Genomic DNA, 15,155 nt, shown 5'->3' on the forward strand with positions numbered 1-15,155 from the left:
CGTCCCGATCACAGAGCTTGAAACAACGATTCGCCGCGACTACGACGAGTTCGAATTCCAATGACGCAGCAGAGCCTCGCCCTCATCTTCGATTTCGGCAACGTCGTGGCGTACTTCGACTATAAGAAGGCCTGCGAGCAGCTTGGTCGCGAACTCGGTAAGACGGGCGAGGCCTTCCTGGAGGACATCCAGGCGAAGGGCTTCTCGGACCTCGTCAAGCAGTACGAGAGTGGAAAGATCGGGTCGGAGGACTTCTCGCGCGAGACATGTAATCTCGCCGGGCTCGAGGTGGGCCACGACATCTTCGCCACCGCCTGGGCGGACATCTTCTGGCTCAATGAGTCCGTCGGCCGTCTCATCCCTTATTTGAAGCAGCAGGGCTATCGGCTCGTCCTGGGCTCGAACACCAACGACCTCCACGCATTGCAGTTCCGACGCCAGTTCGCCGAGACACTCTCGTCGTTCGATGCCCTGGTTCTTTCCTATGAGATTGGGCACCTGAAGCCGACCGCAGCCTTCTACGAGGCATGCGTCGCCGCGGCCGGATACCCGAATGAGTCGTGCGTCTTCATCGACGACCTCGAGGAGAATGTCGAAGGGGCCCGCGCCGCGGGGCTCCAAGGGATCGTCTACCGTGACTACCCCGCCCTGGTGGAAGGTCTCCTGTCCCTAGGCGTGTCGATCCCTCCTCAGGCTCACTGAGGTGATGGGGCGTTCAGGTCCTGCCGACAACGCCTCGAATTCGTCCTCCCGCACGGCTGATCCATGCTGATGGCTGGCTCGTGCGCTTCGATGACCGCCGCGCTCGCAATCCCCTCATCTGCGGTTACATGCCTGCTCACGAGCCGTTCGAGAACGAGCAACTCGTCCATTCCGCACGCCCGCCACTCCAAGCCACTTCTGTCTGGATATGGACCAAAGCAAACAAAATTTGGGTCCGAAACAAGATAGGCATCGTATTGTTCTGATCAATATCGCCCGAAGTCTGAAATTCCAATTCTTAAGTTCGGGCTTGTTTGACTTTGTTGTTCTTGGGGGAAACACTCCAACTAAGCCGCGATCCGCGTATCGCGGGCATCGAGGATTCACCTGCTCGACCCCATCCGACCTGACACCCCGCTGAATTCTTGAAAAACGGACTTGACGAGACGATTTTCGGCAAGGATGATTGACTGCGTGCATGTAGCCATTCACGCAATTTGTCGATCTCCGCATGGCCACGAGCCTCGCACTTTCGGTGCGAGGGCGTTCGAGCTGACGGTTATCGAAATCTGCATTCGCTGAGTTGAATCACGGGGCAAGGTACTGCCCATCGTCCGGCGCGAGGCGGGCGGACGAGGATCCGGCTCTTGGGGCTGCCCAAGCAGCCAAGTTGTGCGTTAGCCGCGGCGCTAACTTTGGTGCCTCTGAGAGTCGGGATTCAACAACAAGACACAGGTTGGATCACCTTGATCATCTGGAGCTTGCTGGCGGAGCTGATGCCCTCAATTGACAGGGTCTTCGGCCCCAGGCTGTCTGCTCCAAAGCTTACCAGGGAGTCAGTCGATGGGGAGCATCAAGGGAAATAATCGCAATCAAGGGCCCAATCGGCGTCGCGGCAAGGACCTGCGCCGAGGGAGCGATTTCCTGCATTTGGAGGCCCTGGAGCAACGCACCTTGCTCGACGCGGCGGCATCGTCGACGCCTCCCCAGTGGAAGCCGACGACGTCGAACGTCTCCGATATCCAGAATGGCCCCCTGGCGAACGCGGGTCAGGAGCTCATCGGGGTCTACACGACATTCCAGGCGAATCACGGCAGCGGTGCTGCGGTCGCCGCCAAGTATCCGGACCTCCAGATTCAAGGGAATTCGGTAGGGATCTCCGTCAAGGGCTACGGCGACTTTAATTCCTTCGTCAGTACCCTGAAAACGGCCGGGATGACGGTGGTCAGCACCGCGCCTGCCCAGCAGGTCGTTTATGGCAACGTCCCGATCAATAACCTCCTGAGCATCGCACAATCGCCCCAGACCGTGGGCCTGATGGCGACTCACAAGCCCCAGGTCTATTATCAGGGCTCGGCCAATAACGAAGCCGATGCCACGATGAACGGGCCGACCGGCCGGACAACCTACTCCGTGAACGGCAGCGGGGTCACGGTCGGGGTGCTCTCGGACAGCGTCAACCAGTACAACGGCGGGCTTTCCGAATCCGTCAGCACCGGCAACCTGCCTTCAAACGTCAACGTCGTCGACGACTTCGACCCGACCGACCCGGGTTACAACAACCCGACCGACGAAGGCCGGGCGATGCTCGAGAACATCTACGACATCGCTCCGGGGGCGAACCTCGCATTCGCGACGGCTTCCGTCGGCGGTGATGCTGGCTTCGCGGCGAACATCGTCAAGCTGGCGACGACCGCCGGCGCCAAGGTCATCACCGACGACATCGGTTACTCAGACGAGCCGTTCTTCCAGGACGGCATCATCAGCCAGGCGATCCAGCAGGTCGTCAACCAGAACGGCGTGACTTACTTCAGCGCCGCCGGCAACAGCTCGAATCTGGGCTATCTGTCGCAGTTCCGCGGGGTGAACACCACCGTCGGATCGATCGGCTCCGGCCGCTTCATGGACTTCGACCCCAGCTCCGGTGTCAACACGCAGTTGTCGATCACGACCGGTCCGGACACCACGGGCGGCGGGATCATCATGCAGTTCGACCAACCCTGGTACACCACGAACGGTGTCACCTCGCAGGTCAATATTTATCTGCTCGACTCGACCGGTGCCGTCGTCTCTTCCGCGACCACGAACAACATCGCATCGCAGACGCCTTACCAATTCCTCGACATGTCGGCGGCCAAGCCGAACACGACCTACACCATCGCGATTCAGGTTGCGAGCGGTGCGGATCCTGGGCACGTCCAGTTCATTCAGTGGGGTGATTCCACCCTGAGCGCCGTCTCCCAGCAGTACGGCAGTGCGGGTGGCACGTACTACCCGACCACCTATGGGCACTCGGCGACCTCCGGCACGATCGGCGTCGGTGCCGTTCCCTGGTGGGGCAATCAGTCCAATCTGAGCCCTTCCGCCCCGCCCGTCCTCTCGGAGCCGTTCTCGTCGCAAGGACCCGCGCTGATCGAGTACGACTCGCTCGGCAACTTGCTCTCGTCGCCGCAGCTCCGACAGGCCCCGCTGATCTCCGCCCCCGATGGTGGGAACACTTCGTTCTTCTCGCCCGGCTCGATCATCGACACCAGCAACCCTCCGTTCCCGGGACAGCCCGCGACGACGACGAACCTGTCGCAGGCCCTGCCGAGCTTCTTCGGCACCTCCTCGGCCGCCCCGAACGCGGCTGCGGTCGCGGCCTTGCTCCTCTCCAAGCGGCCCACGCTGACGACGGCCGACATCACGAGCGCGTTGATCGCCTCGGCCTCGCCGGTGAACGGTGCAACCGCCGGCACCTGGTCCGCCAACGGGGGCTACGGCCTGATCGACGCCAACAAGGCGCTCGCCGCGATCGACACGCTGAACGTCGTGTCGACGACCCCTGCCAATGGCGCCACGGTGGCCACGCCGCCGAACACGATCGTGGTGACCTTCAGCAAGCCGGTGAACTTCTCCACGATCAGCGCGGCCGACCTCGTCTTCACCAATATGCCGGCCGGCGTGACGGCGAAGGCCCTCGGGGCCCCGATCGCCCTCGACAACCCGAACTTCCCCACGCAGGTCGCTTTCCCCTACACGATCGACGCCGGCCAGTCCACCTCGGGGAACGGCTCCTACTCGTTCCGGATCCAGGGTGCGATCGTCTCCCAGGACGGCAAGTCGCTCGAGTCGCCTTATACGACGACCTTCAACCTGCAGGACACCACTGCACCCAAGATCATCGACACGACGATCAACGGCCGGGTCATCACGGTCCAGTTCAGCGAGCCGGTTCGCGAGTCGGAGATCAACGGGATCAACCTCGTCCTCTTCCGGGCGGGCGGCGTCAACAACAACTTCGGGCAGCCCGAGAACGTGAACCTGGCCAACCAGCCCGGCTTCAAGATCTCGTACAACGCGGCGACCAACACGGCGACCCTCGACTTCAGCCAGGTCAGCCAGGCCCAGTTCCCGACCGACAAGTACATCATCAACGTCCTGTCCGCGAACAACGGCGGCCCCGGGACCGGCCCGGGCGTTCAGGACCTCGCCGGCAACTGGCTCGACGGTAGCTATACCGGAACCTTCCCCACGGGCAACGGCGGCGAAGACCGATTCGTCCAGTACCTCGGGGTACAGACCCTCAAGGCTCCGACGGTCTCCTCCGTCCAGTTCCAGCCCTCATCCGACACGGGCATCACGGGTGACGACAACACCAAGACCTCGAATCCTGTCTTCGTCGGGCAGGTCTCGGCCAGCTTCCCGGGTACGCTCAGCGGCCTGACGGTCCTTGCCGAATTCAGCGGCTTGCACGGCGGCAACTTCGACCTGGCGCCCGGCAGCGGCGGCCGAGGTTTCACCGGTAGCTACGATGCCATCGCCACCACCGATGCGAATGGCACGTTCATCATCAATGCTCCGGCCCTTCCCGAAGGCTATCAGAGCGTCCGGATCGTCGTGATCGGCCAGGCTGATTCGCCGCCGTTGCCTGGCCTCTCGAGCTCCTACGAGCACGCCTTCCGCGTCGACAACACCGCCCCTCAGATCATCGCGGCGACCCTCGCGCCGGGCGGCTCCGCCTTGCACCCGACCGCGACTAACCTCTCGAGCCTGACCAACCTCTCGCTCGACGTGGTGGATCGCAGCGTGCCGACCACCGGTGCACTGTCGACGCCGTCGCAGGTCCTCTTCCCGGCCCTGATCAACTCGACCGCGATCAACCTCAGCAACTACTCGCTCGTCAACGTGTCGACCGGGGTCGACTACAGCCAGTACATCACCGGGGCGACCTACACCCCGACCGCTGCCGACTTCGTCTCGAACCCGAACCGGACTAGCAACGCGGACCCGTATTACGGCCGCATCGACCTGACTTTCGCCGCCGGGCTGCCGGCGGGCACGTACACTTTAGTGGCCAAAGGTGCGACCGGGTCGTCGGCCGGGCTCACGGACGCGGCCGGCAACTCGCTGGATAACACCTCCGCGTCGGGCAACAAGAATTTCCAGATCAGCTTCAACTACCAGCCGGGTGCGGTCTACATCACCTCGATGCAGGCCCTCTCGAGCTACAACGGCAACAGCTCGGCGGTCGTCGGCGGGCCTCGTTCGTACTACGAGCTCCCGGCGATCGGCTCGACCGCTCGCGCCAATGCCCCGCCGACGGCCTTCGCCATCGACTTCTCCACACCGCTCGACCCGAACGCCAACTACAGCGGGGCGGTCCTCCTGATCGGCTCGGCCAATTCGGCCGGCGGCACGCCCGATGGCGACTTCGGCACGCTCGGCCAGGGCGGCCTCGGGGCGACCGGCTCGGGCTTCTCGATCGTGGCCGGCACGACGGTCACCCTCGCCGACTCTTCGAACGGTGCGTTGCTCGGCCAGTCGGGCTTCAAGCAGGGGACGAGGCTCGTCCTTCAGCTTCCAGCCGGCACGACGCTCCCGGCCGACAACTATCGCATTTACATGCCGAACTCCGGCTCGACGGCGATCCACGACATCTACGGCAATCAGCTCGACGGCGAGTTCCTCGGGAATCTCACCTCGGCCGGTTCGACGTCGATCGGCAATTCGATCGTCAACCTCGGCACCCAGTCGCTGAGCTCGGCGAAGTCGATCGACGCCTACGAGTCGCTGATGCCGGACGGCTCGTACCGTCAGAACGACCTCTCCGGCGACGGCACCGCCGGAGGCGCGTTCATGACGGCATTCAATGTCGTTCCGAACGGTAACGTCGTCTACGTCAACCCGTCATACGTCGAGAATCCGCTCGAAGCGAGCACGACGCCGGATGGCAGCATCCAGCGTCCTTACAACTCGCTCGCTCCGGAGGCGAACGCTGCCACCGCCCCGGCCAACCCGACGCACGACCCCAACGGCGGCCTCAACGCGACCTCGAACTTCTTCAACTTCAACTCGAACTACGACCGCAACGGCAACGGCCAGTTCAACCGTTCGGCCCTCTACGCCGCCGAGCAGTTGTCTTACCGAGGGCCCGTCGTCGTCGTGGCGCTCCCGGGTATCCCGCAACGCGATCCCATCACCGGGATCACCACCCAGCAGACGTTCGTCCTGCAGGCACCGAGCGGACCTAACAGCTACAACGACGGTAGCGCCTCGGTTCCCTTCGACACGTCGCTGGTCATGGCTCCGGGTTCGAGCATCAAGTTCTCGAACGCCTCGCTGTTCGTCCAGAACCAGGGGAGCTCGCTCGAAGTCCTCGGCGGCAACTCGGCCTCGACGGCGGTCAACTTCACCTCGTACTTCGACGACTCGGTCGGCGGAGATACGAACAAGGACGGCTCCAACACGTCGCCGAATCCGGGTGATTGGGGTGGCATCGTCCTCCGCAATTTCAACCAGGCTGGTGACGCGACGCACGTCCGCAACCAGACGTTCCCGGTCGACGGAACGCTCAAGGGCCTCAACGGTGGCGCGGCGATCTCGGGGGCCGATGACGCCCTGTCGATGATCAACTACGCGAATATCCGCTATGCCGGCGGTGCCCTCGCCCCGAGTGCCAACGTCCACTACGACGCGGTTACGCTGAACAACAGCCGACCGACGATCTCCAACACGACCATCACCAGGACCGGCCCGGGTGCCGGCAGCAACAACTCCTCGGGAGCCGCGATCTCGGGCGACCTCGACTCGTTCCGCGAGGACGACACGGCCCGTGGCCCGCTGATCCGCAAGGTGACGATCAGCCAGAACGGTTTGAACGGCGTCTGGGTCCGCCCCGACTCCTCGGGCGTCGCCCAGGCGTCGGATGCGATGATCTACCCGGACAATCCGATGAGCCTCGGCGGGAGCCAGAACTACGCGTTCACGGCCACCTTGCCCTATGTCCTCACGTCGCAGCTCGACATCGGCACGATGTTGCTGGTCGACTCGCAGGCCAAGCAGCCGACGTCGACGGTCAACACCAACGGGTCGATCAATAACGGCGTGACCCCGTTCGGCAAGCCGACGGTGAATCCCAACGCCCCGGTCGTCTCGATCCCCGCCGGGACCCGCGTGCCCGTCACCACCCGGCTCTACATCGCACCGGGCATGATCATCAAGGCCCAGCGCGGCTCGGGCATCGAGGTGATCAATCCGGGTTCGAGCCTCGTGGTCGGCTCCCGGTCGTACATCAAGGGCTTCGACTCGCTTGCGACCGCCGACCCGCTCACGGGCCTGCCGGTCTCGACGTATGGACCGTCGACCCCCGGCTTCACCGCCGAGACGACGGCCGACGCCCCGGTGATCTTCACCTCGATTTACGACAATGCGGCGACAACGGCGTACTTCAACCCGACGAGCCAGACCTCGACAACCATCGTCGCGGCCAACAACGTCACCAACAACACGAATCCGGCCAACGTTCCCGCGGTCGGGAGCTGGGGAAGCATCACTTACTTCTCCGGTGCCTACGGCGTGATGAACAACGCCACGATCCAGTACGGCGGCGGCAACCTGAATATCCAGGGCGGCACCGTCGTCAGGAATGCCCTGTCGTTCCTCGGGGCGACGGGCGGTGGCACCGGCATCGTCGACAATGCGACGGGCAACATCATCAGCAGGAACACCGGCGCCTCACTCCAGGCCGGCCAGTCGTTCGTCGCCCTGCCCGGTTTCGGCACCCGGGTCATGGTCACGAATAACACGTTCCAGTTCAACGGTCAGGCCCCGGGCTCCAGCCTCACCGACTACTCGGCTCCGATCGGCGTCACGCCGAACGGTCTGCTGGCGACCGACGCACTGCATCCGTTGACCTCCGGCAATCCGTTCTTCAGGAATAACATCCTGCAGAACAACAATGCCAACGGGTTGATGGTTCTCACATCGTCGCTGGATCAGGAGGACGAGCACAACCTCGACGTTAGCTCCGTGTGGTCTGCGACCGACATCCCGTATTTGTTGCTAAACACGATCGTCCCTGCCAACGCTCCGCTCGTGGGTAACTTCCCCACGACGGGCGGCACGACTTCGGCCCAGCCTAGGCCGTACATCGTCCAGACGATTCAGAGTGCCCTACCGGGCACGGTACTGGCCGACGGTTCGGTCATCCCGAATCCTGGTCAGTCGGTCGTCGTGAAGCTCAAGAGCTCCTATGCGGCCCCCGCCGGCAATGGCCTGAGTGCCGGGACCGGGAACGTCAGCGACTACCTCGGTGGGGCCGGCTTCCTCTTCGGCGTGGACAATGGCGTCGATCCGACGGCCTCAAGCTTCGTCGACCCTGGCTACAACAGCCAGTTGCGGATTTTGGGTATCGGTGGCAACCAGACGAACGGGCAGCAGCGTGTGCCCGCGATCATGACCTCGATCTACGACAACACCGTGCCGCTCAACGTGCGTGGCGTGGATATGTCGAAGGTGACGTCGAGCACCACGGCGGCTGCGCCCGGCGACGGTGGCGTGATCTTCTTCGGGTCCAACTCGTTGACGACGTTCAACGCTTTGGACATCCGCGAAGGCAACAAGATCGACAACGCCGACATTCGGTACCTCACCCGCATCGAACTCCAGGGTCAGGACATCTACTTCCCGAGTGCGGCCTTCCCCAACTTCCAGTCGGTCAATCAGGAGTTGACGATCTCGAACTCGAACCTGGCGAACTTCAGCCAGGTCGGCGTCTTCAGTCACCCGGGCTTCAACATCCTGACCGGGGGAGGCCCTCGAGGACAGACGCTGGGTGCAGCAGCCTTCCTCTTCATGTACAACAACACGATCTCGAACATGCCCGTCGGCGTTCGCGTGTTGGGCATGACGGGGGATGACTCGGTCTCCCCGACGCCGATGGAGTTCCTCGGCCTCAACAACACGTTCTACAACAACCCGCTCGGCGTCGACGTCATCGCGGTGACCCCGTCGGCGACGAACTTCCGTTCGCATGTTCATCTCATCTTGATGAACAACATCTTCACCAAGTTCACGACGGCCATCAACACGACCGGCCGCGTTAACGGGAGCCTCGGGGAGTACAACCTCTTCGACACCGCGACGGGGGCGCTGGTCTCGATTAACAACGACCAGCCGTTCGCCAACTACCAGCCGATCTTCGGAGACCCGCTCTTCGTCGACCCGACTGTCGGCAACTTCCAGCTCTCCGCGGGCTCCCCGGCTATCGACGCGGGCCGCAGCGAAATGAGCCTCAACCCGACCTCGGAAGGGGCCACTTCGACCACGCTGGTCTCGCTCGTCAACCAGGTGCTCAACGCAGGCGGCGGCACGCTCAACGGGAACTCCCGCAACCCGGATGCCGGCAACTTCACCGGCACCGACATCCTCGCCTTGCCGGGTAACAACCAGCGGGGCTACGTCGACCAGTGGGTCCCGGCCCTCTCGACCTCGAGCGGCTATGTGGGCGGACCCACCTACGGCTCGTCCCTCACGGCCGGCGTCTGGGGCTACGCCGCGGCACCTCCGGGTGTTCTGGATCAGCTCGGCAGCCTGCGACAGAAGGATCCGAACAGCTCGAACGTCGGGTTCGGTTCCAACCCGTTCTACGATATCGGTGCCTACGAGTACCGCACTTACAACCCGCCGAAGGTCACCGGCGTCACCGCGACGATCAAGAATTCGAGCGGCGGCACCACCTCGACCAACATCTACAAGGTGGGCGGGGTATCGGGTACGAACCAGACTCCGCAGACGATCCAGTTCCAGCTCAACCACAACATCGACCCCAACACGCTCACCAACAAGACCGTGTTGCTCGAGGCGTCGGGAGGGGACGGGATCTTCGGGAACGGGAACAGCTCCGCCGACAAGTTCATCGATCTGTCCGGCAAGCTCTCGTTCAACTCGTCGACCAACATCCTCACGGTGAACCTGGGCGCGGCCGGCCTGACGCTGTCGACCGACGAGTACCGGATCATCCTCGAGGGCAGCGGCTCGGACGTGCTCCGCGACCCGCAAGGGAACGCGTTGGACGGCGAGAACACCGATGGGGGCAATCCGAATAATCCGCAGAAGGCCCTGCCTTCGGGCGACGGCTACCCCGGCGGCAACTTCTACCTCACCTTCACCATCAACACCAACACGTCGTCGGTCGTGCCCGGTTCGTTGCTCATCACCTCGGGGTCGGACACGAATCGTCGGGATTACATCACCTACAACAACCTGCCGAGCTTCAGCGGCCAGATCAGCGTCACGACCCCGGCCATCGACCCGCTCGGCGGCCAGACGGTCCTCCTGCAGGTGTCCCCGAACGGCGATGGAAACTACTACAACGCCGGCTCGGCCTTCACCAACGCGGACGGGACGTTCACCGTCACAGTCGGTGTCGACGCCGCCTCGACCGGCTTGATCACCAACACGGGTGCCCTGCCCAACTCGCCCTACAACGTGGGACCTGGCGGCCTGCTCAACTCGCCGGCCAACTCCTCGCTGGCGGGCGGGACGATCACGGGCAACTTCAACCTGTCTCAGGCTCGGGTCGTGATCGTCAACACGGCGGGGAACTCCTCGTCGACGACCGATCCGAACGCGAACACGGGCTTCATCGTCGACAACAAGGGCCCGGTCGTGACCAACTTCACGCCGGCCGCGGGGACGACGCTGGCCCCCGACTCGAGCGGTCGGGTCAACTTCTCGTTCACCACGAACAAGAACCTCGACCCTTCCAGCCTGAACTCGGGTTCGCTGCAGGTGATCTATGCGGGTGCCGACGGGATCCTCGGGACGGCCGACGATACGCCAGTCCAGGTCATTCCGGGCTCCATCGCCATCAACGTCCTGAAGAACGGTTCGCAAGGTCCGGAAACGATCACCTTCGCGATCAGTGCCTCGGGCCTCGGCAACGGTGTCTACGGTGTCACCCTCAAGGGCACCGGCGGGAACACGATCTACGACATCGCCGGCAACCCGCTCAACGGGACGTCCGGCGCGGCCGGATCCGACTACAGCACCTCGTACGTCGTCTACAGCCCCTCCTCGGCTCACATCATCTACGTGGGCCAGGCGAGCGACCAGACGAACGCGAGTGCGGACGAAGGCTCCAGGACCAACCCGTACACCACCATCACCGACGCCCTCGCGGTCGCCGGTGCGGGGGATACGGTGGCCGTCCTGCCCGGCGTCTACACCGAGTCGATCTATCTCAAGTCGCTGGTCAAGCTGGTCTCGGCCGACCCAACCAGCACCGCCACGAGCGTGGTCCCGGGCAACGCCCAGAAGACCGTCATTCGTGCTCCGTCAACGTCCACGAGTGTTCAGAACACGACGGTCACGGCCTTCAACCTGTTCAGCGTCAACGGCCTGTTCACGGAGATCTCGGGCTTCACCATCGCCAGCCCGCTCATCGGCGACGCGGCGAACGGGCCGATCGACTCGACCTCGGTTGGTCTCCGGATCCACAGCTCGAACATCCTCGCGGACAAGAATTACTTCGTCGATTCGGGCTACGGCGTTGTGGTCGAGACCAACGGCCTGTCCCAGACGCCCCGACTCGAGGACGACGGCTTCATCGGCAACATCACGGGATTGTTGATCAACGACATCGGCAATTCGAGCTTCGCCCCGAATGCCTTCATCGACGTGACCAACAACACGTTCGCCTATAACACCTTCGGCATCGTCGCGAAGGTCCAGGCCAACTCCCCGATCATGGCGCTGGTGGAGAACAACATCTTCTGGGAGAACCACGACCTCACCACGTCCCGTAATGGTGCCGGCATCAACGCCACGGTCAGCAACAAGCTCATTGCCCGCTCGAACATGTTCTCGGGCAACGGGGTAAGCGAGACCAACCCGGCCACGAACGCGTACAACGTGGGCAACGGCTTCAACGCCGCCGCCCTCACCTCGACTCCGGATGCCCTCGGGAACTTCATCGGCAACCCGGCCTTCGTGACGCCTCGTGACCCGCGCCCGGGCGGTGACGGCCCTGCCGTCTTCTTCAACGACGGCAACTTCGACCTCACGGCAGATTCGGCCGCCATCGACGCCGCCCTCAACAGCGTCGCCCCGACGACCGACTTCCTCTCGCGAGGCCGGGTCGACATCCCGGGCAAGGGCTTCCCGGGCACCGGCCCCGCCGACATCGGTGCCTTCGAGTTCCAGGGTACCGGCGGCATCGCCGCGGGCGGCAACTTCCGCGTCGTGACCACCTCCATCGCCCCGGGTGGCAACGTCCACGCCGCGGGCATGACAGAGCCGGCCCCGAACAAGATCATCGTGAACTTCTCGGGTCACATTGATCGTTCGACGGTCACCCCGACCGACCTGGTCATCTCCGGCAGCGGCATCAACGGTTCCGACCCGGCACGGGCCACTAGCCTGAGCTGGATCGACGACCACACGGTCGCCTTCAACCTGAGCGGTAAGTTCAACTCGACCGGGACCGTCAGCCTTTCGATCGCCCAGGGCGCGGTCAGCAACCTGACGAATAACGGCAACAACGGTTTCGCCGACAACTTCAAGATCGGCACCCCCGTTGTCCAGGTGCCCACGCCGACGCCGACCCCGACGCCGGCCCCCGCTCCTGCCCCGGCCCCCGCTCCTGCCCCGACGCCGTCGCCGACCCCGGCTCCGACAGGTCGCCTCGCTCGGTTGGCCCTCCTCCGAGCCCTGCGTCAGGCTGCCCGACTGGGCCGCCGTTGATCGCAATACCTCGACAACCCTGAACGCGAAAGGGGGCGGCTCCAACGCGAGCCGCCCCCTTTCGCATTTCGAATCGATCCGGACCGGATGCGTCGACTTGCCGTGGCTGCGATGATTCGCCTTAGAGTCGGTCGAAGAGGGGTGAAAGCAAGGATTCGAAGGGCTTCCATCGCCCGACTGAGCTCTTGTAGATCGGGCGACGGACCTGGGCCGCGCTGGCGGTCTTCACGCTGCGACGAGTTTGGTGGTAGTTCAGGCAGGCCTCGTCCCAATCAAGGCCGCACCACTCGACGAGCTTTCGAGAGTGCCCCTCCAGGTCTTCAACCAACGCCTCGTAATCCAGGTCGATGATCGGGACGGGTAGGACTTCTCGCCAGTGATCCATCAGCCTTCGGTATTCCTGAAAGCGTGAGACAATGTGTTCTATGTCGCTGGCCCAGCGCACCTGGCTGAAGTTCGTCATCCAGCAGGAGAGGGCCACGTCGCGGAGATCGCGCCGGCAATGGATGATTTTCGCCCTGGGGAAAAGCGTCGCGATGAATCCCAGGTAGAGGGCATTCTCGGGCATCTTGTCGACGACACGCTCGGCCCCCTTGCCCAGCGTGTCGAGCTTCGCGAGGTGATTCAGGGCCAGCCCGTGGATCCCGTCCTCATCGAGCCGATCCAGACTTTCGCGAAGCGTCGAAGTCACCCCGACAAACCTGGGGAGGGACTCGAAAGACTCCTGAGCCATCCTGAGCTCGCCCGCCCCGTAGATTTGAGGATGGCTCGCCAGAATCTGCTCGATCAAGGACGTGCCCGACCTCGGCAATCCCACCACGAAGACCGGGCGTTCGGTGTCGAGCCCGAACCCTCGCACTCTCTGGAAGAACTCCGGAGAGAATCCGTCGAGCACCTGGCCGACGAACCGACCATAGGACGCCCCATCGTACGACTTCCCTCGCCGCTGGAATAACTGGCTCTGGAGACGATTGGCGCGTGTGGCCAAATCGGCTGCACGCTCGTAGTCTCCCTCCCCTTCAAGCCATTGAGCCCAGGCGAACTCGAGCGTCAGGCGTCTATCGGGAGGTAGGCTTCGGTCGACGAGGAGGCTCTCGACGTGCGTGACATCGCGCTCGGAGAACGTGTCCTTGGAAAGACTCATCAGCCTCGCGAGCGCACCCGTGTGTCTCGGGTCGAACCGTACCGCCGAACCGTAGGAGCCGATCGCGAGTTCGACATCGCCGAGCTGTTCTTGGATGCCGCCGAGGGCGGCGTGGGCCGAAGCCATGTTCGGCCGCAGTTGGACGGCCGTACGCATCTGCGAGGCGGCTTCTTCGGTCCGATCGAGGAACGCGAGCGCATTCCCGAGGTTGATCCGAAATTCGGCGACCTCGGGGAGCAGACGGATCGCTTCGAAGAGGTGCGGCAACGCCTCATCCCCCGCGCCACGCTCGAGCAGGAGCCTGCCGAGATTGCTGTGGACCCCTGCCATCGAGGGATCGATCTCGAGGGCCTGCCGGAAATGGGCGACGGCCCGTTCCTGATCCCCCTTGATCTGCAGGGCATTCCCCAGATTGTTATGGGCGACGACGAAGTTCGGCCGGGAATCGAGTGCACGTTGGAAGCAACCAATCGCGGCGTCCAACTCGCCCCGATCCACGAGGGTCGCCCCGTAATTGCAGAGCAACTCTGGATCATTGGGTCTGAGCCGGAGCGCCGTCTGGTAGCACTCCGTAGCTTTGTCGAGCCCCCCCAGATTCCAGTGGGCCTCGGCCAGGCTCGCGTGATAGGAAGCTTCCGACGGCGCGAGCGACGCGGCGCGACTCAGCAGTTCCATCGCCTTCCCGAGTTGACGCGACTGAAGGGCGACGAGCCCGAGGAGATGTAGGGCCTCGTGTCGCTGGGGATTCTCGGCGATGGCCTGTTCATAGAGACGGGCGGCCTGGGGGAGGTCGCCTCGCCTGTGGAACTCCAGGGCTTCTCTCAGGTCGATCGGCATGGCCTACGCTTCAAAGATCAGAGAAAATTATCGGCGATTGATTCGATGATTGGAATAAAATCAATGCGCCATTGTATGAAGAATTGACACCACGGATGGCGAATCCTGTCGCACCCTCGGTCGTGTCGAAGCCGTTCGTGGCTTTCGGGTTCGACGTCGTCTCAGGATTCCATATCCACGAGTCGACATCAAGATTGGCACGACTCCTGTCATCGAGTCGGACCGAAGAACCAATCAGCAAGTCTTGCGTCCGTCGGGCTTGCCGATCAAACTGACTGGACGCGAGGCGGAGTCGAGCGAATCGACAAGACGTGTCAATCATAGGAAATTGTGCGCACGCCTGCGAGCGAACTGACCCACCGTTGCCTGCTCACACCACTGCGTCTTCGATCGAGCCGAGAACCGCGAGAATCGAGGTGATCCATTGTCGACGAGAGACGTCCACTGGAATGTCGCCTCAGCCTTC

General features: G+C 63.3%; 3 protein-coding genes. 2 read left to right on the forward strand and 1 reads right to left on the reverse strand.

Annotation, left to right across the window (positions count from 1 at the left end):
• Window positions 1–60: 60 nt before the first annotated feature.
• Both ACOYYX_RS30035 and ACOYYX_RS30040 read left to right on the forward strand, forming a co-directional pair.
• Window positions 61–702 (forward strand): HAD family hydrolase, encoded by a 642-nt coding sequence (locus ACOYYX_RS30035; RefSeq protein ID WP_422926383.1) that lies wholly within the window; start codon window positions 61–63, stop codon window positions 700–702.
• An 843-nt stretch (window positions 703–1,545) separates the two neighbouring features.
• Window positions 1,546–12,708 carry an Ig-like domain-containing protein gene (locus ACOYYX_RS30040; RefSeq protein WP_422926384.1) on the forward strand — a complete coding sequence of 3,721 codons (11,163 nt, stop codon included), beginning with the start codon at window positions 1,546–1,548 and terminating at the stop codon, window positions 12,706–12,708.
• Between the two features lie 121 nt (window positions 12,709–12,829).
• Here the strand turns inward: ACOYYX_RS30040 and ACOYYX_RS30045 are convergent, their stop codons facing one another.
• Window positions 12,830–14,689: a tetratricopeptide repeat-containing sulfotransferase family protein gene (locus tag ACOYYX_RS30045; RefSeq protein ID WP_422926385.1), complete on the reverse strand. Its 1,860-nt coding sequence runs from the start codon at window positions 14,687–14,689 to the stop codon at window positions 12,830–12,832.
• Window positions 14,690–15,155 lie beyond the last annotated feature (466 nt).

The sequence above is a fragment of the Singulisphaera chitinilytica genome (assembly GCF_049331405.1).
Classification (GTDB): domain Bacteria; phylum Planctomycetota; class Planctomycetia; order Isosphaerales; family Isosphaeraceae; genus PoT.